The sequence below is a fragment of the Pseudonocardia sp. WMMC193 genome (genome assembly GCF_021728735.1).
GTDB classification, from domain to species: Bacteria; Actinomycetota; Actinomycetes; order Mycobacteriales; family Pseudonocardiaceae; genus Pseudonocardia; species Pseudonocardia oroxyli.
The window spans coordinates 1,316,231-1,338,189 of the sequence record NZ_JAKKDO010000003.1 but is presented as its reverse complement, the minus strand read 5'-3'; the positions used below and the strand labels follow the sequence as shown (position 1 = coordinate 1,338,189).

Annotated in this window: 24 protein-coding genes and 1 pseudogene; 9 read left to right on the top strand and 16 right to left on the bottom strand. The window is 74.0% G+C overall.

The window, feature by feature from the left end:
• Nucleotides 1-41 precede the first annotated feature (41 nt).
• Nucleotides 42-416, top strand: a complete 375-nt coding sequence (locus tag L3X23_RS07825) for a DDE-type integrase/transposase/recombinase (RefSeq protein WP_237191435.1) — start codon at nt 42-44, stop codon at nt 414-416.
• 20 nt (nt 417-436) lie between these two features.
• Here the strand turns inward: L3X23_RS07825 and L3X23_RS07820 are convergent, their stop codons facing one another.
• Nucleotides 437-1,213 (bottom strand): alpha/beta fold hydrolase, encoded by a 777-nt coding sequence (locus L3X23_RS07820; protein ID WP_237191434.1) that lies wholly within the window; start codon nt 1,211-1,213, stop codon nt 437-439.
• A 64-nt stretch (nt 1,214-1,277) separates the two neighbouring features.
• Here L3X23_RS07820 and L3X23_RS07815 point away from each other — a divergent pair, with 64 nt between their 5' ends.
• The gene (locus L3X23_RS07815) at nt 1,278-1,679 is read left to right on the top strand and encodes a helix-turn-helix domain-containing protein (protein WP_237191433.1); all 402 of its coding nucleotides are present in this window, start codon (nt 1,278-1,280) and stop codon (nt 1,677-1,679) included.
• Nucleotides 1,676-2,641, top strand: a complete 966-nt coding sequence (locus tag L3X23_RS07810) for an amidohydrolase family protein (RefSeq protein ID WP_237191432.1) — start codon at nt 1,676-1,678, stop codon at nt 2,639-2,641. The genes L3X23_RS07815 and L3X23_RS07810 overlap by 4 nt, the downstream gene beginning before the upstream one ends.
• A gap of 177 nt (nt 2,642-2,818) precedes the next feature.
• Here L3X23_RS07810 and L3X23_RS07805 read toward each other — a convergent pair whose 3' ends face one another.
• The 10 genes and pseudogenes from L3X23_RS07805 to L3X23_RS07765 all read right to left on the bottom strand — a co-directional run bounded on the left by L3X23_RS07805 (nt 2,819) and on the right by L3X23_RS07765 (nt 11,498).
• Nucleotides 2,819-3,871 (bottom strand): TIGR03857 family LLM class F420-dependent oxidoreductase, encoded by a 1,053-nt coding sequence (locus L3X23_RS07805; RefSeq protein WP_237191431.1) that lies wholly within the window; start codon nt 3,869-3,871, stop codon nt 2,819-2,821.
• Between the two features lie 9 nt (nt 3,872-3,880).
• Complete coding sequence (locus L3X23_RS07800; protein WP_237191430.1) at nt 3,881-4,978, bottom strand: phosphotransferase family protein; 1,098 nt, start codon at nt 4,976-4,978, stop codon at nt 3,881-3,883.
• 28 nt (nt 4,979-5,006) lie between these two features.
• Nucleotides 5,007-5,405, bottom strand: coding sequence for a nuclear transport factor 2 family protein (locus tag L3X23_RS07795; RefSeq protein WP_237191429.1), 399 nt, complete (start codon nt 5,403-5,405; stop codon nt 5,007-5,009).
• Between the two features lie 62 nt (nt 5,406-5,467).
• Nucleotides 5,468-7,207 (bottom strand): PEP-utilizing enzyme, encoded by a 1,740-nt coding sequence (locus L3X23_RS07790; protein ID WP_237191428.1) that lies wholly within the window; start codon nt 7,205-7,207, stop codon nt 5,468-5,470.
• A gap of 259 nt (nt 7,208-7,466) precedes the next feature.
• On the bottom strand, nt 7,467-8,168 hold the full coding sequence (locus L3X23_RS07785) for a TetR/AcrR family transcriptional regulator (RefSeq protein ID WP_237191427.1): 702 nt from the start codon (nt 8,166-8,168) through the stop codon (nt 7,467-7,469).
• Between the two features lie 77 nt (nt 8,169-8,245).
• Entirely contained in the window at nt 8,246-9,472 is a 1,227-nt protein-coding gene (locus tag L3X23_RS07780; RefSeq protein ID WP_237191426.1) for an NAD(P)/FAD-dependent oxidoreductase, read from the bottom strand.
• Entirely contained in the window at nt 9,469-9,660 is a 192-nt protein-coding gene (locus L3X23_RS07775; protein WP_237191425.1) for a ferredoxin, read from the bottom strand. Before L3X23_RS07775 ends, L3X23_RS07780 begins: the two co-directional genes overlap by 4 nt.
• Nucleotides 9,661-9,703: 43 nt before the next feature.
• Nucleotides 9,704-10,186 (bottom strand): aldehyde dehydrogenase family protein, encoded by a 483-nt coding sequence (locus L3X23_RS07770; protein ID WP_237191424.1) that lies wholly within the window; start codon nt 10,184-10,186, stop codon nt 9,704-9,706.
• Nucleotides 10,109-10,272, bottom strand: a pseudogene (locus tag L3X23_RS36570) (hypothetical protein); the annotation flags it as partial. The gene L3X23_RS07770 and the pseudogene L3X23_RS36570, both read right to left, overlap by 78 nt.
• The gene (locus L3X23_RS07765; protein ID WP_237191423.1) at nt 10,269-11,498 is read right to left on the bottom strand and encodes a cytochrome P450; all 1,230 of its coding nucleotides are present in this window, start codon (nt 11,496-11,498) and stop codon (nt 10,269-10,271) included. The pseudogene L3X23_RS36570 and the gene L3X23_RS07765, both read right to left, overlap by 4 nt.
• Nucleotides 11,499-11,670: 172 nt before the next feature.
• On the opposite strand from L3X23_RS07765, the gene L3X23_RS07760 reads away from it, so the two are divergent.
• The 5 genes from L3X23_RS07760 (at nt 11,671) to L3X23_RS07740 (ending at nt 17,134) form a co-directional block, all read left to right on the top strand.
• On the top strand, nt 11,671-12,486 hold the full coding sequence (locus L3X23_RS07760; RefSeq protein WP_237191422.1) for an SDR family oxidoreductase: 816 nt from the start codon (nt 11,671-11,673) through the stop codon (nt 12,484-12,486).
• Nucleotides 12,487-12,542: 56 nt separating this feature from the next.
• Complete coding sequence (locus tag L3X23_RS07755; RefSeq protein WP_237191421.1) at nt 12,543-14,078, top strand: AMP-binding protein; 1,536 nt, start codon at nt 12,543-12,545, stop codon at nt 14,076-14,078.
• A 37-nt stretch (nt 14,079-14,115) separates the two neighbouring features.
• Nucleotides 14,116-14,781, top strand: coding sequence for a histidine phosphatase family protein (locus tag L3X23_RS07750; protein ID WP_237191420.1), 666 nt, complete (start codon nt 14,116-14,118; stop codon nt 14,779-14,781).
• A gap of 25 nt (nt 14,782-14,806) precedes the next feature.
• Nucleotides 14,807-15,454, top strand: a complete 648-nt coding sequence (locus tag L3X23_RS07745; protein ID WP_237191419.1) for a MarR family transcriptional regulator — start codon at nt 14,807-14,809, stop codon at nt 15,452-15,454.
• 84 nt (nt 15,455-15,538) lie between these two features.
• Nucleotides 15,539-17,134, top strand: a complete 1,596-nt coding sequence (locus L3X23_RS07740; RefSeq protein WP_237191418.1) for a pyruvate, phosphate dikinase — start codon at nt 15,539-15,541, stop codon at nt 17,132-17,134.
• A 118-nt stretch (nt 17,135-17,252) separates the two neighbouring features.
• On the opposite strand, the gene L3X23_RS07735 is transcribed toward L3X23_RS07740, so the two are convergent.
• The 4 genes from L3X23_RS07735 to L3X23_RS07720 all read right to left on the bottom strand — a co-directional run bounded on the left by L3X23_RS07735 (nt 17,253) and on the right by L3X23_RS07720 (nt 20,896).
• A complete protein-coding gene (locus tag L3X23_RS07735; protein WP_237191417.1) occupies nt 17,253-18,260 on the bottom strand; it encodes an NADP-dependent oxidoreductase in 1,008 nt (335 codons plus the stop codon).
• Nucleotides 18,257-19,195: a polysaccharide deacetylase family protein gene (locus L3X23_RS07730; protein ID WP_237191416.1), complete on the bottom strand. Its 939-nt coding sequence runs from the start codon at nt 19,193-19,195 to the stop codon at nt 18,257-18,259. The genes L3X23_RS07735 and L3X23_RS07730 overlap by 4 nt, the downstream gene beginning before the upstream one ends.
• Before the next feature lie 61 nt (nt 19,196-19,256).
• Nucleotides 19,257-20,189 (bottom strand): AraC family transcriptional regulator, encoded by a 933-nt coding sequence (locus L3X23_RS07725; protein WP_237191415.1) that lies wholly within the window; start codon nt 20,187-20,189, stop codon nt 19,257-19,259.
• A gap of 5 nt (nt 20,190-20,194) precedes the next feature.
• A complete protein-coding gene (locus L3X23_RS07720; RefSeq protein ID WP_237191414.1) occupies nt 20,195-20,896 on the bottom strand; it encodes a TetR family transcriptional regulator in 702 nt (233 codons plus the stop codon).
• Nucleotides 20,897-20,978: 82 nt separating this feature from the next.
• On the opposite strand from L3X23_RS07720, the gene L3X23_RS07715 reads away from it, so the two are divergent.
• Nucleotides 20,979-21,464, top strand: a complete 486-nt coding sequence (locus L3X23_RS07715; protein WP_237191413.1) for an SRPBCC domain-containing protein — start codon at nt 20,979-20,981, stop codon at nt 21,462-21,464.
• Nucleotides 21,465-21,472: 8 nt separating this feature from the next.
• Here the strand turns inward: L3X23_RS07715 and L3X23_RS07710 are convergent, their stop codons facing one another.
• The gene (locus L3X23_RS07710) at nt 21,473-21,913 is read right to left on the bottom strand and encodes a MarR family winged helix-turn-helix transcriptional regulator (protein WP_237191412.1); all 441 of its coding nucleotides are present in this window, start codon (nt 21,911-21,913) and stop codon (nt 21,473-21,475) included.
• Between the last annotated feature and the right edge of the window lie 46 nt (nt 21,914-21,959).

The following is a 21,959-nucleotide window of genomic DNA, read 5'->3' as shown; positions in this document are numbered from 1 at the left end:
GTTTGGGCTCCCAGATCGAAGAGCTCCACTAGAGCGAGCGTGTGTGGAGTGAGAAGGACTTGGTCCACCGGGCGAAGCGTCGCCTGGCGGTCCTCCAGCACGCAGAGGAGGTCAGCTGCAACGTCGCCACGACCTGCCGGTACACCGCCATCGACGACTGCACCCGCCTACGCGTGCTGAGGATCTACCCACGCTCCGACCAGAAAACCGCCATCCAGTTCCTGGACCACGTCCTGGCCCGACTGCCCTTCCAGGTCGAGAAGATCCATGCCGACAACGGCGCCGAGTTTCAGTCCAGCTTCCACCGGCACGTCCTTGATCACCGCCTCCTCGACGGCACCGTGATCGACGACGCCGGCGTGTTCAACACCAAGCTCAAAGAGTCCTGCGCCACGCTCAGGAACGGCGCCGGGTGAGAGGTGGCTTCCGTGCCGGGTCAGGGTGCGCCGGCCTCGAGGAGCAGGTCGGTGAGCGCGGACGGTGCGGTGATCATGCAGTCGTGGCCGGTGGGGAGCTCCCGGACCCGGGAGGGTGTCCCGTCAGGTCCGCGGGCGGGGACGGGTCGGCGCACCACGGGCTCGTCGGCGGTCTGGTCGGCGGCGGGCCCGGTGCCGACGCAGAGGATGTGGGTGCGCGGGATCGCGTCGGCTGCGGGGTCGTCCATGACGACCGGCTCGAGGAAGCAGCGGACCGACTCGTCGCCGAGGGTGGGGCGCAGCCAGGCGAGGTCCTCGGGAGCGGTGACGCCGAACAGGCCGCGGGGCGCGGGCATCTCCGGCAGGGGCGGGATGCGCCACGGGTGCGCGGTGCCCGCGGCGGCGTCGATCATCAGCCGGGTGACCGGCATGACGTCGAGGACGCTCTCGCCGTGGGTGGGGACCATCGCGTCGACGAAGACCAGGTGGGCGATGCGGTCGGGGATGCGATGGGCGACCGCCGAGACGACCATGCCTGCGTAGCTGTGGCCGACGAGCACCACGTCGGTCAGGTCGTGGTCGGCGATGGTGGTGAGGACGTCCTCGACGTGGGTGGACAGGCCCACGTCGGGGCCCAGCAGGTGGGCCCTGTCGCCGTGGCCGGTCAGCGAGGGGGCCAGGACGCGGTGGCCGCGGGCCTCGAGCAGCGGGACGACCCGTCGCCAGGCCCGCCCGTCGTGCCAGGCGCCGTGGACCAGGACGAACGTGCGGGTGGTGGGTGCGGTGCGTGGTGTCATGCTCCGGACACTAGGAAGCCGACGGGTACCCCCGGGTACCTCTCGCTGTGCCATGATCGGACCCGTGAGCCCCCGTCTCGGCACCGTGTTCCTCGCCGACTGCCCGACCCGCCTCACCCTGGAGGTCATCACCGGCAAGTGGGCCGTGATCGTGCTGTTCGCGCTGCGCCACGGCCCGGTCCGACACGGTGAGCTCGTCGATCGCGTGGGGGGTGTCTCCCGCAAGGTGCTGACGCAGACCCTGCGGCGTCTGCAGGACAACGGCCTGGTTGAGCGGCACGTCTACGCCGAGGCCCCACCGCGGGTGGAGTACGGTCTGACCGAGCTGGGCCGCACGCTCGAGGAGCCGATCAGGATGCTGACCGACTGGGCCGTGCGCCACGGCGAGGCCGTCGTCGACCGGCAGCAGGAGGCCGCCCGCCACCCCGGGCGGCACGGTCGCGCTCCCGAGGGCGCGGCGTCATGACCCTCGTCGCCATCGAGGAGCACTGGATGCTCCCCGACCTCGCGGCCGCCCTCGGCGCGACCCCGCAGCCGGACGAGAGCCTGCTGCTCAACGACCACGGCGACACCGCGGAGCGGCTCACCGACCTCGCCGAGGGCAGGCTCGCCGTGATGGACGCGCAGGGCGTGGACGTCGCGATCCTGTCCCTGACCCCGCCGGGGACCCAGGCGCTGGCCCCCGCGGCGGCGGTACGGCTGAGCCGGGCGGCGAACGACACGGCGGCCGAGGCCGTCCGCAGGCACCCGACCCGGTTCCGGTTCCTGTCCAGCCTCCCCCTCGCCTCCCCGGAGCACGCCGCGGACGAGCTGCGCCGGGCCGCGGACCTCGGAGCCGTCGGCGCCATGGTCTACGGCCGCTCCGGCGCACTCCCCCTCGACGACCCGGCGCTGGAGGACGTGCTCGCGACCGCCGCCGCCCTGCACCAGCCGGTGTTCCTGCACCCCCAGATCCCGCCGGACGCCCTGCGCGCGGCCGCCTACCGGGGCTTCGAACCGCTCGTCGAGCTCGGGCTCGCGACCTTCGGCTGGGGCTGGCACGTCGAGGCGGCGACGGCGGCGCTGCGGCTGATCCTGCGAGGCACCTTCGACCGCCATCCCGACCTGCGGGTGGTGCTCGGCCACTGGGGCGAGCTGCTGCTGTTCTGGCTGGACCGGGCGGACTCGCTGGCGCGGATCGCCGGGCTGCGCCGCTCGGTCTCCGAGTACGTGCGCGAGCACTTCTGGATCACGGCCTCCGGGATGCTGAACCCCGCCCTGCTCGACCACGTCCGGACGGTCACGACCCCGGACCGCCTGCTCTTCTCCACCGACTACCCCTTCCAGCAGCCGAGCCGCGAGGAGATCACCGCCTTCCTCCAGCACGTCGGCGACGGTGAGCGCGAGGCGTTCACCTCCGGCAACGCGAGCCGACTCTTCCGCCTCTGACGCGCAGGGGCGGCTCACCCGCTCGGGCGTGCAGTCCCGCCCGCTGTCCGAGGCGGAGCTCGCCGCGATCTCGCGGACCGCGGTCGACACCTTCCTGCGGGCCTTCGGGCCGGGCTGAGGAGCACACCCGGCCGCGCGCACCGTCGAGGACCACGGGGAGCGTCGCCACGGGCCTGTCTAGGCCAGGTACGCCTTGACTACGGGCTCCAGCTCCGCAGGCGTCGCGCAGTGCATGATCACCCCGTCGACGCCGAGGTCGAACTGGGCGCGGACCTGCGCGGCGCAGTGTTCGGCCGAGCCCGTCGCCGCCGGGGCGAGCCACTCCTCGGGCAGCACCGAGGCGATGTGCTCGATCTCCGCACGGGTGGCGACCACGTCGGCCCAGCCGTCCAGGCCCGCGACGACCGGGTCCGCGCGGAACCGTCGCAGCGCGGCGGGGTCCCACTCGTTGGTGGCCACCAGGAGGTCCCCGTAGACCTGCAGGTAGGTGGCGAGGCGGGCCACGGTCTTGCGGAGCCGCGCCTCCTCCCCCAGCGTGTCGGGCACGGTCGCGTAGCAGGACCACACCTGCACCGCGGCCGGGTCGCGGCCCGCCCGCTCGGCCGCGGTCCGGACCCGCTCGACGCACCGGGCGACCGTCTCGTCCGCGAAGTAGGTGTGCAGGATGACCATGTCGGCGGCCCGGCCCGCCAGGGCCAGCGTGGCGGGCCCGAAGGCGGTCAGCGCGACGGGGATGTCCTCGTCGAACTCCGGGTCCAGCTTCAGCGCGGGCCAGCTGCCCGCGGGCCCGTCGTGGCCGACCACCGTCTCGCCGTGCCAGAGCCTGCGCATCAGCCCGATGAAGTCCTCGAGCTGCGCGGTGGTCACCGGGGGCAGGCCGAACGCCTCAAGCTGGGGAGCGAGCCCGCGCCCCAGCCCGAGGGTGAACCGGCCGCCGGTGAGCCGGTGCACCGTCGTCGCCCACGCCGCGGTGACGGCCGGGTGCCGGGTGTGGTGGTTGGTGGCGCCCGTCGCGATGCGCAGCGTCTCGGTGACGGCCCCGGCCGCGCCGGTCAGCGAGGCCAGCTCCTTGACCGAGAACCGCTCGGACAGGAACGCGGTGCCGAGCCCGAGGTCCTCCGCCAGCCGCAGCTCGTCCAGCATGACCCGCGGATTCTCGACGTGTCCGCCGAGGGCGTAGAAGCCGAGCTCGGGTGCGGCCTGTGCGAACTGTGCGGACTGTGCTCTCATCGGGCCTCCTCAGCGCGCGACGCGCTGCTCGGTCGCCCGGATCGAGTCCCAGTCGTGCGCGGCGGCGCAGTTGCGCTCCAGCAGCGCGAGGATCAGCGTGTTGACGACGTCGTTGTCCGGCAGCACCGCGATCGCCGCGGTGGTGATCATCAGGCCGCTGAGCAGCTGGGTCCGGTAGTCCTCCACCGCCTCCTCCCGCGGGTAGCCGCCGGTGATCGCGGAGAAGGTGCGCAGGTAGCCGTCGAGCAGGTCGTGCTCGACGGCCCGGCGGTCCTCGGCGGACAGGCTCCCGGAGAGGAAGTACCCGACGTCGTACATGGGGTTGCGCAGGCCGGTGACCTGCCAGTCGATCAGCACGGCGCGGGTCCGGCCCTCGACCTGCTCGAAGAGCACGTTGTCCACGCGCGGATCGCCGTGGGACACGGTCAGCCGCGTCTGCGGCAGCAGGTACCAGCTCCGCACGAGCTCGCCCGCCGCGGCGATCAGGTCGAGGTCCGCGGTCGGGAGCCGGTCGCGGTAGCGCTCCACCGCCGTCTCGGCACCAGTGCGGGTGATGCCGGCCCAGTAGTCGGCCGCCTCGCTCATCCGGATCAGCCAGTCCGGGGCGGTGGCGGTGTCCATCGGGGTGAACGTGGCGTGCAGGGCGGCGAGCTCGGTCAGCACCGCGGCCGCGTCCGCGGGGGTCGCCCCCGCGACCTGGTTGCCGGGGACGGCGTGGGTCAGGTCCTCGAGGACCAGGTTGATGTTGGTCTCGTCGCCCGCCACGTGGAAGGCCTGCGGGATGCGGCAGGCGCCCCGCTCGCCGATGATCCGGTACGCCCCGATCTCGCGGTGGTAGGCGCCGCTGCCGAGGCCGTGGGCGTGCACCGCCGGGTCGCTGGGCTTGAACTTCGCGATCACCGAGGCGGGCGCGCCCTCGGGTCGGTTCGCGTAGTCGATCACGACCTTGACCGTGTCGGACACGTTGCCCGCGCCGATCGGTCCGGTGGTGACCCCGCGGACCGCGGCGGTCGGGTGGGAGGCGGCGAGGACCGACTCCATCCACGGGCCGTCGATCTCGTGCGTCGAGTCCAGCAGGGCGGGAGCGGTCGTGGCGGCGTTGCTCACGGGCGACCTCGAATCTCGGGAGGGGTGATCAGGTCCAGTGCTCGGTCGAGTAGGGGGTGTTCCAGACGTCGGTGATCCGGCCGTCGACGACGCGGAACACCTCGATCCCGCTCAGCGTACGTTCGGCGGTGCGGCCGGTGGCGTTCCAGACCAGCACGGCGTGGGTGTCGTCGCCCGCCAGCACGGCGGCCTCGAACCACGGGTTCCACTGCGGCAGGTCGGCCCGGATCCGGTCCATCTGCTCCCGGTGGGTCAGCGTGCGGATCGAACCGGGATCGTGGCGCACGACGGGGTCCGCGCAGATCTCGCGGACGACGTCGACGAGGCCCTCGTGGTAGATCTCGTCGAGGTAGCGGCGGACGACGGCCACCGGCGAGGCCGTCCGCGGCGGGGCGGTCGGGCCGGTCGCGGGAGTGACAGGTGTCAAGGGAGCCTCCGGGCGGCAGGGGGACCCGGGCGGGAGGGGCGCCCGCCCGGGTCCGGGTCGGGTCACACCTCGAGGACGGTGACCGTGGCGGCGGTGCCGTCGACCTCGATCAGGGCGCCGTCCGGGATGCGCCCGGTGGCGTCCGAGGCGGACACGACGCACGGGATGCCGAGCTCGCGGCTGACGATCGCGGCATGCGAGAAGGGCGCACCGACGTCCACCACCACCGCGGAGGCGGCGACGAACAGCGGCGTCCACGACGGGTCCGTGATGGGGGCGACCAGGATCTCGCCCGGCTCCAGGGCCGACGGGTCGTTCGGGTCGGTCAGCACGCGGGCGCGGCCCCGGGTCACCCCGGTGCAGCCGGAGACACCCTGGATCGTCTCGCCGACGACCGCCGTGGTGTGCGCCTTGTCGGAGCGGCGCTTCCACTCCGAGAGCGGTGGGGCCTCGCCGACGACGACGAACGGGGGCTCGTAGTCGAACAGCTCGACGTAGGACTTCTCCCGCGCACGCACGGTCTCGGTGAAGGACGCCGGGTCGTTCAGGTAGGCCGGGAGCTCGTCGGCGAACAGCATGAAGATCTGCTTCGCCTCGTCGAGGTGACCCGCCGCCGCGCCGCGGCGGCCCAGCTCGAGCGCGGGCAGCCGCAGCTCGTGCACCAGCATGGCCGAGGTGGTGCGGGACCGCTCGCGCCCGCGCAGCCACAGCGCGGCGGCGTTCAGGGCGACCTCGAACTGGCCGGACGCCTCCTCGTTGCCCGCCAGCAGCTCACGGACGGTCTTCGTCGCCGCCTCGCGGTCCTGGACGCGCTGGGCGCCCTTGACCGACGGCGCCTCGTCGTCCGAGACCCCGCGCATGCGGTCCACCGTAGACAGCGCCAGCTCGGGCTTGAGGCCCCAGGTCAGCGCGCGCAGCTCCCACTCGGCCGGGCCGCGGAAGTCCCAGGCGGCGAGGAACTCGTCGAGCTCCGCGCGGAAGGCGACGACCTCCGGATCGGTGCTCTCCGCGAGCCTGCCGTACAGCCCGCTCACGCCTCCGTCGAACAGGGCGGCCACCGGGCCGGTGCGGGCCTTGCGGCTCAGCGCCCACATGCCGTTCGAGGGACCCGCCGAGTCGACGTCCCCGATGCCGCTGACCAGGGTCAGGGCCAGCTCGGGCCTGCCGACGGCGGCAGCGAGCTGGGCGATGGCGCCGAGGCCGACGCCGGACTTCAGGCTCGACTCGATGTGGTGTTTGAAGAAGCGCCGCTGGATGTCGCCGAACGACAGCAGCCGGGCGACGAGGTCCTCGTCGGACAGCGCGGAGACCTCCGGCCTGCCCGCGCGGATCCCCTCGATCTCGGCGCGGTCGGCGTCGTAGGCGGCGAGGTCCTTCGCCAGCAGCACCTCCTCCATGAGCCACGCGCCCGCCGTCGCGGAGAAGGCGGGGTCCTCGTCGAAGTCCCGCTTCTCGCTCTCGTAGGAGGGGATGCCGGGCATGTCGCCGAAGTACTGCAGGTCGACCGCCTCGGCGCCCATGCCGGGCACCCGCACACCGAACAGCCGCATCAGCGACATGTTGATGTAAAGGTAGCTGCCGAAGGCGGGCAGCACGTTGCGGTCGACGGACTTGTCGTAGAGGTCGTGGTCCCACACCTTGCAGGCCACGAACGCGTCCTCCCAGCCGGGCTCCAGGTAGGCCTGGAAGCCCGCGGACGCGTTCAGCGGGGAGATCGGGTCGGGGAAGATCTCGCCCACGTTGGCCCGCGAGTACAGCGGGAACGTCTTCGAGGGCTTGTCGAAGATCGGCCAGTCGGTCACGGAAGCGGTCTCCCTCGTCACTGAGGCTCGGGTAAGGACGTCTGACATCGGCGGTCGGACCGGAGGCCCGCGACCCGGGGTGCCGGCACCCGCACTGAACACCGCAGCGTGTTCTGCGACGAACGAGTCACATCGTGGCCCGGGGGCCAGGCCGTGTCAAGGACGGTCGTCCCGCAGTCGGCGCCTGCTGCGGGCAGGCCGGAGCCCCGTCCGTGCCCGGGCGCGAACGGACGGTGACCCGGGTGCGGCGACCCGCGTGTCAGGCCTGCTCAGCAGCGGCCGGGGGCTCCAGGACGTTCAGCGACCGGTGCCAGACGCCGGCCACCGCCGCGGCCAGCTCGTGGACCCGTTCGGGTCGCGGCGCCTCCGCCGGGAGACCGATGTGCACGTAGGCCGTCTGCTCGATCGTCGACCCGAGCACGTCCGCGAGCAGGTCGAAGTCCGTGGCGGCGATCCGCCCCTGGGCGTGCAGCCGCCGCAGCCACCTGGCCGTGCGCTCCACGTAGCTGCCCCGCTGCTGCAGCCAGAGCTCGGCGAACCCGTCGTCCGCGCTGGTGGCCGCGGCCTCGCGCATGACCCGCAGGATGTGGCGGTTGCGGGTGTACGAGGTGAGGTACGAGGTGGTCAGCGCGACCATCGTGTCGAGGTCGACGCCGTCCCCCAGCTTGCCCCGACCGGTGGAGAGGGTCAGCTCGTCGAGGCTCGGCCGCAGGGACTCCAGGAAGATCTCGGTCTTGCTCTCGAAGTGCCGGTAGAAGTTGCCTTGGGAGACACCCGCCCGGAACACGATGTCGGAGATCCGGGTGCGGGCGTAGCCGTACTCGGAGAAGCAGCTCAACGCGGCGTCCAGCAGCTCCTGGCGCGTCCGCAGCCCCCGGACGTTCTTCCCGCGCCGCACCGGCTGCTTCGGGGCCGGTGCGGGCCCTTCGGCCGTCTCGGCGGTCGTCCCTCGCTCGGTCACCGGGCCCCTCTCCGCCGCGTGCTGGTTTGTGGAACAGCAGTCACCCTATCGCGGACGCGCCCGGCGGCGTCCCCTCGTCATCCGTGACGCGCCGCCGCGAAGGCCAGGGCATCGTCCCAGGAGGCGGCCTTCGCGACGAGCCCCCGGTACTTCATCGTGCTCGACGGGTGGTCGAGGGTCAGCGCGCCGACGAGCCGGTCGCCCTCGCGGTACAGCGCGACCAGGCGCCCCTCCTCCGCGGAGCCCGTGACGATGCGGTGCTCGTCGGCGCCGGGCACCCCGACGAACTGGATGCGGGAGCCGTACCAGTCCGACCAGAAGTACGGGACCGTCGAGTACGCCGCGGCGTGCGCGGGGTCCAGGGCGTTGCGGGCCGCGGCGGCGCCCTGCTCCGCGGCGCTGGTCCAGTGCTCGAGCCGCATCGAGCGCCCGAACAGCGGGTTCACCCAGCGCGCGACGTCCCCGGCCGCGTAGACGCCCGGCAGCGAGGACGCCAGGGTCTCGTCGCAGACGACCCCGTCGTCCAGGGCGATCCCCGAGCCCTCCAGCCAGTCCACCGCGGGCGTGGCGCCGATCCCGACGACGACCAGGTCCGCGTCGAGCACGGTGCCGTCCGCGAGGACCACCTTCTCCACCCGGGCGCCGCCCTCGATCCGGTCGACGCCGACGCCCGTGCGCAGCACGGTGCCGTTCCGGGCGTGCAGCGCCGAGCAGGCCACGCCGAGCTCGGGCCCCAGCGAGCGGGTCAGGGGCAGGCGGGCCGCCTCGACGATCGTGGTGGCGATGCCCCTCCCCCGGGCGGCGGAGGCCACCTCGGACCCGATGAACCCCGCCCCGATCACGACGACGTGGTCCGGCCGGGCGTCGAGGGCGGCCCGCAGCCGGACCGCGTCGTCCAAGGTGCGCAGGACGTGGACACCGTCCGGTGCCCCGCCGTCCGGTGCCCTGCCGTCCGGCAGCGTGCGGGCGGTCGCGCCGGTGGCCAGGACCAGCGCGTCGTAGCCGACCCGGTCCGCCCCGCCGACCACGACCTCGCGGGCGTCGGGGTCCAGGGCGGTGGCGGGCGCGCCGAGGCGCAGGTCCACGCCCAGCTCGGCGAGCTGCTCGGGCGTGCGGAACCCGACCCCGGGCGCCACCTCGGCCGACAGGTGCGCCTTCGACAGCGGGGGCCGGTCGTAGGGCGGGTGCGGCTCGGCCCCGATCAGGCTGATCCCACCCGCGAAGCCCGCCTTGCGCGCGGCCTCGACGGCGCGCAGACCGGCCAGGGACGCGCCGACGACCACCAGCCTCGGCGGCGCCGTCACGGCACGAGCCGCAGTGCCTCGGTGGGGCAGCCCTGGACCGCCTCCTCCAGCTCGGCGACCTTGTCCGCGGGGACGTCCTCGCGGAGCTGGGCGATGTCGCCGTCCTCGGTGATCTCGAAGAAGTCCGGGGCCACCGACTCGCAGATGCCCAGGACGGCGCACTTGGCCCGGTCGAGCTCGATCTTCATGGTGTCTCCTCGTGGTGGGGGCCGACCCTCCCGGTCGGCCCGGTCAGCCCAGCAGTGACGTGATCTCGACGAACTCGTCGATGCCGTGGCGGCCGAGCTCTCGGCCCAGGCCGGACCGGCCGTAGCCGCCGAACGGTGCGTCGAGGCTGTCCCGGGTCCGGACGCCGTTGATCTTCACCTGGCCCGCCCGGATCCGGGCGCCGACGGCCCTGGCCCGGTCCCGGTCGGCCGACCAGACCCCGGCCGCGAGACCGAACTCGGTGCTGTTGGCGAGCGCGACGGCGGCGTCGTCGCCGTCGTGGGTCTGGACCGCGAGCACCGGCCCGAAGACCTCCTCCTGCGCGAGCGCGGACGCGGGGTCGACGTCGGTGAAGACGGTCGGCCGGTGGCCCAGCGCGGCCAGGCCCGCGCCGCGGCGCCGACCGCGGCGGTCGCCTCGGCGGCCGTCCCCGCGGGGACGTGCGCCACGACGGCCTCCGTGGCCGGGTCGACGACCGGGATCGGCTCGCCCTCCGACCGCACCCACCGGCCGTCGACGACGTGGTCCGTGCGGTCGCGGACGAGTGCGGCGCCCGGGCGCGGGGAGAGCGCCGCGGCGACCGTCCTGGTCACGCGTTCCTCTGGGTGACCCGCACGGGCAGGTGCTTGACGCCCCGGAACCAGTTGGACAGCAGCCGGTCCGGCTCGCCGGTGAGCTCGATGTCGATGCGCCGCGCGAGCACCCGCTCGTAGAAGACCCGCGTCTCCATCCGGGCCAGGTGCGCGCCCAGGCAGAAGTGCGGGCCCGCGCCGAAGCCGAGGTGACGGTTGGGCTTGCGGTCCAGCACGAACTCGTCCGGGTCGGCGAAGGCGCGCTCGTCCCGGTTCGCCGAGGCGAACCACAGCACCACCTTCTCCCCCGCCTTGACCGTTCGCCCGTGCAGCTCGACGTCCGTGGTCGCGGTGCGCCGCATGTGCACGACCGGCGACACCCAGCGGACCATCTCCTCGATGGCGGGCCGCAGCAGCCCGTGCCCGCCCTCGCGCAGCTGCGGCCACAGCCCCTTCCGGCCCAGGACGTCCACCGAGCCGCTCAGCAGGTTCCGGGTGGTCTCGTTCCCGGCCACGGTGAGCACCATGTAGTAGGGGTTGAGCCAGTCCTGGGTCAGCGGCGCGCCGCGGAACTCGGCCTGCACCAGGGTGCTGACCACGTCCTCGCGCGGGCAGGCGCGGCGCTCGCGGGTGAGGTCGGCGTAGTAGGCGAACAGCTCGTCCCGCGCCTTGGCGGCGGTCTCGGGGCCCGCGGAGTACTCGGGGTCCTCGCTGCTGGACTCGTTCGTCCAGCGCAGCAGCAGGTCGGCGTCCTCGACCGGCACGCCCAGCATGGGGGCGAACACCAGCAGCGGCAGCCGCGACGCGACGACCTTGACGAAGTCCAGCTCACCGCGCTCCAGGGCCTCGTCCAGCAGCGCGTCCGTGACCTCCTCGACCCGCCCGACCAGCTTCTCCACCGAACGCGGGGCGAAGGTGCTGGTGAGGAGCCGACGCAGCGGGGCGTGGTCCGGGGCGTCCATGTTGTGGATCTGGCGCGGCCCGGTCCCCTCGGCGCGCCGGTTCGGGATCTGGGTGCCCTCCCCGTTGCCGAAGCGCTCCGCGTCCTTGGCCACCGCCTCGACGTCCGCGTAGCGGGTGACCGACCAGAAGCCGGTCTCCTCGCCGGGCCCGGCGTTCCAGAACAGCGGGGCGTGGTCCCGCAGGCTCCGGAACATCTCGCCGTCCCGGCCGTCCGCGAAGACCTGCGCGTCGAGCAGGTCGAACCCTGGCGGCTGCGAGACCGGGCAGGCACTCGTCGTGACCATCGGCAGCTCCATCCCTACGATGCACGGTTCCCGGCTCGCGCCGCCCCGCCGACGGCGGCGACCTCGCCCGGTTTTGCGACTGCGACTATACATCTTGAGGGCCGGATGGAAGAGTGGACAACCACGGGGCGGGTCGAACCGCCCCGTTGAGCCACCAGGACGGGGAGGTCCGATGCACACCCTGAGACGCCACGTCGTCACCGGGGCCGCCTCCGGGATCGGCGCCGCGCTGGCGGCGATCCTGGTCGCCGACGGGCACCGGGTGCTGGGCCTGGACCGCGTGGCGACCGGCGTCCCGGCGGGCGTCGAGCCCGTCGTCTGCGATCTCACCGATCCCGCCGCCGTGGCCGCCGCGGCGGCGACCGTCCGCTCGTGGTGTGGGCCCGACCCCCTCGACGGTCTCGCCGCCGTGGCGGGTGTCCCCGGCACCACCCCGCCCGCCGTGGTCTACGACGTGAACCTCCTCGGCCTGCGCCGACTCACCGAGGCGCTCGCGCCGCAGCTCGGGGACCCGGGAGCCGTCGTGCTGCTCTCGTCGATGGCGGGCTACCGCGGCACGGTGCCCGCGACCGAGCTCGACACCCTGCTCGACCTGTCGGACGTCGAGCTGCGCGACAGGCTGCTGGACCTCGGCCTGGCGGGGCCGGAGGCCTACCAGGTGTCCAAGCAGCTGGTCCACCGCTACGCGCTGGTGCTCGCGGCGAGACTCCATCCGCGCGGGGTGCGGGCGCTCAGCGTCAGCCCCGGGCCGGTGCAGACTCCGATCCTGGCGGACTTCCGAGCCACGATGCCCTCGCTGGACGTCGCGGGCGAGCTGGTGGGCAGGCACGCACTGCCGGAGGAGATCGCCCGGGTCGTGGCGTTCGCGCTCTCTCCCGCCGCGTCCTGGCTCAACGGCGTGGACCTGCGGCTGGACGGCGGCCTCACGGCTCTGCGCACCGTCCCACGATGTGACTCGTCAGTCGCTTCTGTGATTGAACACCACTGATCGATCGGATACGCTCCGGTCACGATGTGACTCGGTATCTCACTCTCGGAGGTTGCGTGTATCCCGGCAGCGTGGCCGCGACGGTCCCCGACCGCCCGGCCGTCATCCTCGCCGAGACCGGCGAGGCCCGCAGCTACGCGGAGCTCGACGACCGTAGCGCCCGGCTCGCCGCCCTGCTGCGCGCCCGCGGTGCCGCACCCGGGGACACCGTCCTGCTGCTGCTGGAGAACGACCTGCGCTGGGCCGAGGTGCCGTGGGCCTGCTGGCGCAGCGGACTCGTCCTCGGCGCCGCCAACCGACACCTGACCGCGGGCGAGCTGGCGCCCATCGTCGAGGACGCCACCCCGGCCGTCGTCGTGACGTCCGCGGCCCTGCTCGACACGGTGCGCGCGGCGATCCGCCTCGCCGCCCCCGCCCGGGAGCCCGCCCTGCTCGTCGTCGGCTCCCGGGACGGGCTCGACTACGAGGCGGCGCTGGCCGGCACGGCGCGGGATCCCGAGCTGCCCGAGACGGCGGGCGGGCGGCTGCTCTTCAGCTCCGGGACCACGGGCAGGCCCAAGCCCTTCCGGGTCCCGCCGCAGGCCGTCCACCCCGACGCGCTGCCCGTCCGGTCCGCGGGCCTGATGCGCTCCCTGGGCTTCGACGACACCGGCGACGTGCTTCTCGTCCCCGGCCCGGCGTACCACGCGGGCCCGCTGGGGTTCCTGCAGTCGGTGCACCAGCTCGGCGGCACCGTCGTGCTGATGGAGCGCTTCGACGCGGAGGGCGCGCTGGCGGCGATCGAGCGCTACGGCGTGACGCACAGCCAGTGGGTGCCCACGATGTTCGTCCGGCTGCTGCGGCTGCCCGCCGAGGTGCGCCGCCGCTACGACCTGTCCACCCACCGCGTCGCCGTGCACGCCGCCGCGCCGTGCCCGCCCGAGGTCAAGCGCGCGATGCTCGACTGGTGGGGTCCGATGATCCACGAGTACTACGGCGCGAGCGAGGGCTACGGGCGCACGACCATCGGCCCCGAGGAGTGGCTCGCCCACCCCGGCTCGGTCGGCCGCTCCGTGGAGAGCACCGTTCACATCGCGGACCCCGAGGGCAGGCCGCTGCCGCCGGGCGAGGTCGGTGAGGTCTGGTTCGCCAAGCCCGGCGCGGACCTCCCCCGCCGCGCGGACGACGGCACCGCGGACCTCGCGGCCACCCGCGGCTGGGGCGCCGTCGGCGACCTCGGCAGGCTGGACGAGGACGGCTACCTCTACCTGACGGGGCGCCGGGGCCAGACCATCGTCAGCGGCGGGGTCAACGTGTACCCGCGCGAGATCGAGGACCTGCTCGCGCTGCACCCCGCGGTGGCGGACGTCGCCGTGCTCGGCGTCCCCGATCCCGAGTTCGGTGAGCAGGTCAAAGCCGTGGTCGTGCCGGCACCGGGTGCCACCCCGGGGCCCGGGCTCGAGGCCGAGCTGATCGCCTACTGCCGCGACCGGCTGGCCCGGTTCAAGTGTCCGCGCTCGGTCGACTTCGTCGACCACCTGCCGCGCAGCGACGCCGGGAAGATCCGGCTGCAGCCCCTTCGTGACCGCTACTGGCCCGTGGAGACCGCATGACCGCCCCCCGCCCCCGGCGCCGCACCGCGGACGTCTGATGGAACTGCTGTTGATCAGACACGGGCGACCGCGGCCCCAGGAGGAGGCGGCGGCGGGCGCGGGCGCCGACCCGCGGCTGACCGAGCAGGGCCGCGGCGAGGCCGCCCTGCTCGGCGAGTTCCTGGCCGCGGGCTCGCTCGCGGCACCGACGACCGTGTACACCAGCCCGATGAGGCGGGCGACGGAGACGGCCGAGGCGATCGTGGCGCGGTCGGTCGTCCCGCTCCACGTCGACGACCGGCTCCGCGAGTTCGACCACGGTGCCCCGAGCTACACCCCGCCGGAGCTCGACACCGCCGGGCACGAGGTGAAGCGGCAGATGTGGCGGGCGCTGGAGACCGGCGTGTGGGGTGAGCACACCTTCGACCCGGACGAGTTCGAACGCCGGGTCGCCGCCTCGCTCGACGGCATCGTGGCCGCCCACGCCTCGAGCGTCGTGGCCGTGGTGTGCCACTCCGGTGTGATCAACTCCTATCTGTGCGCCGTCCTCGGCAGACCCCGCGGGATGTTCTTCCAGCCCGCGTACACCTCGATCTCCCGCGTCCGGGCGTCGGCGGACGGACGCAGGCAGGTGCTCAGCCTCAACGAGACGACCCACCTGCAGCTCGCCGCCCTCCCCGCCCTGAGCACGGCGTCCGCCGTCGCCGACCCGCGCCGATCCTGACCGGACGACCCGAGAGGCCCGCATCGTGACCACCGACAACGACACGACCCCGACCGCCACCGACCCGGCGCTGCTGGTGCTGCACGCGTTGCGGCTCAGCGGGTTCGCCGCCGTCGACCGCATCGCCCGCGGCGCCGGGCTGCCCGAGGAGACCGTGCGCGAGACCCTCGCCCACGCGCAGGAGAACGGTCACGTCGTCGAGCGGACCGGCCGGATCAGCGGCTGGATGCTCACCCCGGACGGGCGGACCGCCCACGCCTCGCTCCTCGCCCGCGAGCTCGAGACGCTGGGCGCGCGGGCGGCCGTCGAGTCCGCCGACGCCGCGTTCCTGCAGCTCAACGAGCCCTTCAAGGAGCTCTGCTCGCGCTGGCAGATGCGCGCCGACGGCTCGCTGAACGACCACGCGGACGCCGAGTACGACCGGGCCGTCATCAGCGACCTGGAGCCGGTGCACCAGCGCGTCACGGCCCTCACCACCGAGCTCGCGACCACCGTCCCGCGGTTCGAGCGCTACCCGCGGTCCTTCGCCGCCGCGTACGCGCGGCTCCTCGACGGGGACCGCAAGGCCTTCGCCGCGCCGCTGTCGGAGAGCTACCACGACGCGTGGATGGAGCTCCACCAGGACCTGCTCAGCACCCTCGGCCGCGAGCGCGCGGCCGCGGACGGTCACTGAGCGACCCCGATCGTCCCCCGTCACGTCACCGGCAAAGGAGCGACGACCGTGGCCCCCTCCCCCTCCACCTCGACGGAACGGCCCGTGAGCGCCGACGCGGCGGTCCGCGAGAACGTCTTCGCCTTCGACCACCCGCACGCCCTCCCCCCGCGCGAGCTCGCCGGGCTGCTCGGCGGGAAGGGCGCCGGGCTCGCCGAGATGACCTCGGTCCTCGGGCTGCCGGTACCCCCCGGATTCACCATCGCGCTGCCCGTCTGCAGGCGGTACCGGGCGGGCGGGTGGCCCGCGGACCTGGACGCCGTCGTCGCCGAACACTGCGCCGCCCTGGAGGCCCGGATGCACCGCAGGCTCGGGGACGCGGCGGACCCGCTGCTCGTCGCCGTGCGCAGCGGCGCCCCGCGCTCCATGCCCGGCATGCTGGACACCGTCCTGAACCTCGGCCTCGACGACGACACCGTCGAGGGCCTGGCCGCGAGCTCCGGGGACGAGGTGTTCGCCTGGGACAGCTACCGGCGCTTCCTCACGATGTACGCCACCACAGTGCTCGGTGTCCCCCACGAGCAGCTCGCCGCGGGCCCCGCGCCCACCGAGGCCGCCGCGCTCCGCGCGCGGGTCGCGGAGATCAGGCGGATCCTCGCGGAGGCGGGCGCCGTCGTCCCCGCCGACCCGGTGGCGCAGCTCCGCGGCGCGATCGAGGCCGTCTTCCGCAGCTGGGACAGCCCACGGGCCCGGGCCTACCGGCAGCGCGAGGGCATCGACGAGGACCTGGGCACCGCGGTCAACGTCCAGGCGATGGTCTTCGGCAACTACGACGACCGGTCCGGGACCGGCGTGGTGTTCACCCGGGACCCGTCGACCGGCGAGAACCGGCCGTACGGCGACTTCCTCCCCCGCGCCCAGGGCGAGGACGTGGTCGCGGGCACCGCGAGCACACTGACGCTCGACGACATGGCCGCGCGGCTGCCGGAGGCCCACGCCGAGCTCGTCGACAAACTCGGCAGGCTCGAGCGCCACTACCGTGACATGTGCGACGTCGAGTTCACCGTCGAGCGCGGCAGGCTCTACATCCTGCAGACCCGGGTCGGCAAGCGCGGCGCGGTCGCCGCCGTCCGGCTCGCGGCCCGGATGCGGCACGACCCGGCGATCGGGCTGAGCCTGGACGAGGCCCGCGCCCGGCTGGACGACGAGACGCTCGACCGGGCCCGCACCGAGATCCTCGCGGCCGCCCGACAGGGCGTCGGCGGCGCGGCCGTCGCGACCGGGCTGGGCGCGTCGCCGGGTCGGGCCTGCGGCGCCGTCGTGCTGACCGCGGACGCCGCCGCCGAGGCGGACGGCCCCGTCATCCTGGTCCGCCCCGAGACCAGCCCGGAGGACGTGCACGGCATGTCCGTGGCCGAGGGCATCCTGACCAGCACCGGAGGGCTCGTCAGCCACGCGGCCGTCGTCGCGCGCGGCTGGGGCATCCCCGCCGTCGTCGGCGCGAAGACCCTGGTGGTGGGCGCCGAGGACGTGCGGAACGCCGGCGGCGAGGTCCTGTTCGCCGCGGGCGACACCCTCACGATCGACGGCGCCACCGGCGAGGTCTGGCTCGGCAGTCCCACCGCGGGCGCGGCCGACGCCCTCAGCGACGACGAGATCCTCCGCAGGGACCTGCCGGAGCTCGAGGAGCTCACCGGCTGAGCACGCGCGAGTCGCGCTCGCCGGGACCGTGATCGGGGATCCGACGTCCGAGCCCGGTCCTGCGGCGACCACCTGCTCCCCCTGCTCCGGCAGCGGTGACCCGCGGGGCGGGAGCGGTTCAGTCGGTCGAACCGTGCCGCGGGCGCACGATCGTCTTGCCGAGGTTGCCGCCGCGCAGCAGTGACAGCAGGGCGGCCGGCGCCTGCTCGATGCCGTCGAACGTGGTGACCGGGACCCGGAGGCGGCCGCCGACCATCAGCTCGCGCAACTCGGCCTCGACGGCAGCCGCTCGGTCCAGGTGGTCGGTGACGAGGAAACCCTCCAGCCGGAGCCTCCGGACGATTACGTTGGCGATGTTCGCCGGTCCGGTCTGCCGCCTGCCGTAGCCGGAGATCATCCCGCAGGCGGCGATGCGGCCGCCGATCGTGAGCCGGTCGAGCGCGGCCTCGAGGTGGTCGCCGCCCACGTTGTCGAAGTAGACGTCGATCCCCTCGGGCGCTGCGGCGGCGAGCTGGTCCGCGATGGGGCCTGCGCGATGGTCCAGGACGGCGTCGAGCCCGACCTGCCGGCTCAGGTACGCGGTCTTCTCCGCGCCACCCGCCGAGCCGATCACGCGGGCCCCGCGGGCCTGCGCGAGCTGGGCGGCGACGAGCCCCACCGAGCCTGCCGCCGCCGAGACCCAGACGACGTCCCCGGGCCGCACCCGGGCGACGACGTCGATCCCGACCGCCGCGGTCAGCCCGGATGCGCCGAGGGCGTGCAGCCACGCCTCGGGCCCGATGTCCGCGGAGGGCTGGATCCGCCGGACGGTGGCGGCGTCGACGACCGCGAGCTCCCGCCAGCCGCCGCTGTGGACGACCCAGTCGCCCGCGGCCGTCCCGTCCGCGCGGCTCTCCACGACCTGCCCGACGGCGCGCGACTCGACGGCCCGGCCCAGCCCGAACGCGGGGGCGTAGGTGTCCACGCTCAGCCGCGGGATCATCGACGGGTCCGCGCTGAGCGCGACGGACCGCACCAGGAGCTCGCCCTCCCGCGGCGCGGGAACGTCGACCTCGACGACGCCGAACAGCGTCTCGTCGACGGCTCCGGTGGGGCGCCGCACGAGCTGCACCTCGCGAGAGTTCACGCCCAGCTCCAGTTCCAGGTGCCGTCGACCCGGTCGACGATGCGGCGCAGGATCGCATCGTACACGGCCATGGGGTCCTCGCCCTCCGCGAGCCCCGACGTGACCACCTGCGCGACGGCCTCGGGCGGCGGCGCGGGGACCTCGTCACCGGCGGCCAGCGCGATCCGTTCGAGGTGGTTGCGGAACAGCGGCGTGACCGGAGAGTGGACGCGGTGCACCGGGTGGCGCATGGCGTCGTCGAGCGGGATGAACTCCACCCCCTCGTCGGCGAACCGTCGGAGGATCTCGCCGAGGACGTCCTGCGCGAGCGCGGTGCCGTGCACCAGCCAGATGAGGGGCAGGTCCGCACCGAACAGGCGGCGACCGGCCTCGGCGTGGTCGTGCAACCGCGCCACGGCGGTCTCCACGAACGACGTGCGGAGCATGGCCGCCGCATCCCGGTCCCCGGCGTGGAGCGCCCGGGCGTAGGGAGCCGTCCAGGCGAAGTCGCCGAACCAGGCGGTGATCGGCGCGGTCGTGTACCGCTGCGCGCGGAGGAAGCCCTCCACCTCGCCGCGGCGGGCCTCGCTGGGGCCGGTCATGTCCATCGCGTGGCGGAAGTACCGCGTCGGCGCCGCCTCGAGCAGGTCGCCGAGGACGTCCTCGGCGAGGCGGACGTCGTCGCAGTAGCGCTGGGCACCGACCCAGTTCAGGCAGGCGTGGTGGTGCGTGTGGTTGCCGAGGTGATGGCCCGCCGCACACCATCGTTCGAGGATCTGCCGGTCGTCCGGCCGGTCCGCGACGGGGCTGGTGTGCGCGAACCCGTACACGCCCTCGACCCGGTGCTCCCGGAGTGCCCGAAGCATCCCGTCCATGACGGTGGCGGCCGTGTACCCCGGGGGCATCGGCGTTCCGTCCCAGAGGATCAGCTCATCGACGGTGATCGCGATCTTCATGGCTCGACGCTAGGCGGGACGGGCCGCGGCGGTTTGCGGCACCGCGCACGGTCCTTGCGGCTCAGCGCACGACGGTGGCGGCACGCGCGTCCCGAGGCGTCGTGCCGAAACGCGCGCGGAAGGCGGTCGAGAACATCGAGTGCGTGGAGAAGCCGCACTCGGCGGCGATGCGGGACAGCGACGTGCGCCGGTGCGGGTCGGTGACCATCGACCAGGCGCGGTCGAGGCGCTCCTCGCGGATGATCTCGCTCATCGTCGTGCCGGAACGGGCCAGCACCGCCTGCACGTGGCGCAGCGACCAGGACAGCGCGGCGGCGACGGAGGCGCCGTCGAGCGTGACGTCGGAGACGCGGCGGCGGACCTCCCGGCGGACGGCGGCGACGAGCTCGGCGTTCGGGGCCGCGGAGGAGCCGCCGTCGGCCCGCCCGGCGGCGAGCAGGACGAGGTCCAGCAGCCGGTCGCACGCCGCGTCGAACCCGGTCACGTCCAGCGCGGCGCGCTCGGCGACCAACGCCTCCAGCGCACTCCAGACGACGCTGCCGAGGCCACCGCGGCGATCGACGCGCAGGACGTCCTGCCCCGTCTCCTGGCGGCTGCGGACGCGCGGGGCCGGCGCGATGAGGCAGACGGCCTCGCAGGCGGTCTCGTGCGTGCAGACCATCGGCCGGTCCATCGGCAGGACGAGGAGCTCTCCCGGGGCCACGGTCAGCTCACGAGCGCCCGACTCGATCGTCACCGTGCCACGGACCGGGGCGAGCACCTCGAAGGTCGCCCGCGGGTCGTCCCGGAGGTCGGCGTCACCACGGCGGAGCTGCTCGGGCGCGCCGCGCCAGCGGACGACCGAGTAGGAGCGGCTCGCCTGCCACACGAGCCGGCCGGTGTAGGGGCCGTCTGCGGCGCTGCGGATCGACATCGCTCCGTGCAGCGACGCGACCGTCGACTGCCAGCCCAGCGAGACGCATTCCGAGCTCTCGAAGGCCCCGACCTGGTACACGCCGCTCAGCGTCGCACACGGCCGGGCCGGGACGGGAGGAGAGCCGCTGCGTGGCCGGAGCCACCGAGTCCCCGCTCCAGGACGCGGGCGGCCCGCTCGACGTCGGCGGTGACCGCGGGGCCCAGCCCGGCGGGATCGCCGCCGCGCTCGAGATGCCGTCGCAGGCTGCTGGCCTGGACCCGCCACAGACCGACCAGCGCCGCCGCGGTGATGAGCAGCTCCGGACTGTCCGGGGCACCGCCGGTGCGACTCGCGAGAGCCCGGCAGGCGACCGCGACGGACCGTTCCGTCATCGCGCTGCGGTAGGCGTTCAGCGCCGGGGTCTGGTCGATCAGGTCGCCGAAGCGGAGGTGGGCGGCGACGGCGCCCGCGCGATCCGGTCCGGCGACACTCCCGAGAGCGGAGGCGAGCTCGTCCGCGAGGACGCCGAGCGTCGCCTCCAGCGGCGTGACCTCCGTCCGCGCCAGCGCGGTCGAGAGCGCCTCCGGGGTCGCCTCCAGCCGGTCCAGGAGCAGCGCCTCCTTGCTCGGGAAGTAGTTGAAGACCGTCTTCTCCGAGACGCCGCAGGCCGCGGCGACGTCCGCGACACGCACGGCGTCGAAGCCGCGGGCGAGGAACATCTCTGCCGCCGTGTCGGAGAGCTGCTGCCGCATCAGCCGCTTCTTCCGTTCCCGGAGGCCCTCGCCCGGCTCGGTCGTCGTCCCCACGGAGCCAGCTTACTACCGCCGCTATATTTCTTCTGTTGCTGTACCTTTGGTGCGGCAGAGGTCATCGGGAGGATGAGGCTCCATGTCCGACATCACGATCGTGCGGGACTACCCCCACCCCGTCGAGCGGGCCTGGCAGGCGGTCACCGATCCCGACCTCGTCCCGTACCGGACCGCGACCGGACGGGGGGCCCGCCCCGTCGGTTTCGCACCCACCCGCGGCACGCACTTCCAGTTGGTGGCCGCACCCCTGCCCGGCTGGAGCGGGGTGGTCGAGTGCGAGGTGCTCGAGAGCCGTCCGCCCGCCCTGCTGCGCTTCAGCTGGGTGGACGGCGGGGGCGGCGAGACGACGCTGGTGTCCTACCGACTGGAGCCGCACTCCACCGGGACCCGGTTCACCTACCGACACACCGGGTTCACCGGGATCGGCGGGTTCGCCATGTCCCGGATCCTGGGCTCCGTCCGGCGCAGGATGCTGACCGACGGCCTACCCGCGGTCCTCGCCGACATGGACGAGCACGGTCGACTCCGGGCCGACAGCGTGCTGCGGACCGGGAGACCCTCCTGACCGCGCGGTCAGGGCTCCGGCTCGGCGGTGGCGACGACCCTTTCGAGGAGGGCGCGCAGCGTCTCCTGCTCCTCGTCGGAGAGTGCGCCCAGCTGTCGGCGGACGCCCTCGTGCGCGCCCTCGACCGCCGCCCGCCGGACCCGCCTGCCGCGCGCGGTGGCGGCGACGAGGCGGGTGCGCCGGTCGGCGGGCGCGGGGCGGCGTTCCACGAGCCCCGCCGCCTGCAGCTCGTCGACGAGCAGGACGATCTGGCTGGGGTCGAGCCCGAGGGTGATCGCCAGGTCCCGCTGGGACACGCCGTCCCCCGAGTCGGCGGCGAGGACCAGCACGGAGTACTGCCGCACACGGAGCCCGTGCCCCGCCAGGCCGGCGTTGACAGCGCGCACGACGAGCCCGCTGGTACGGGACAGCAGGAAGCCGACGTCTCCCGCCAGCGCACCCGGATCCATAGGCTCCTCAATCATTGACAATCTCAACGATATCGCCCTAGCGTGC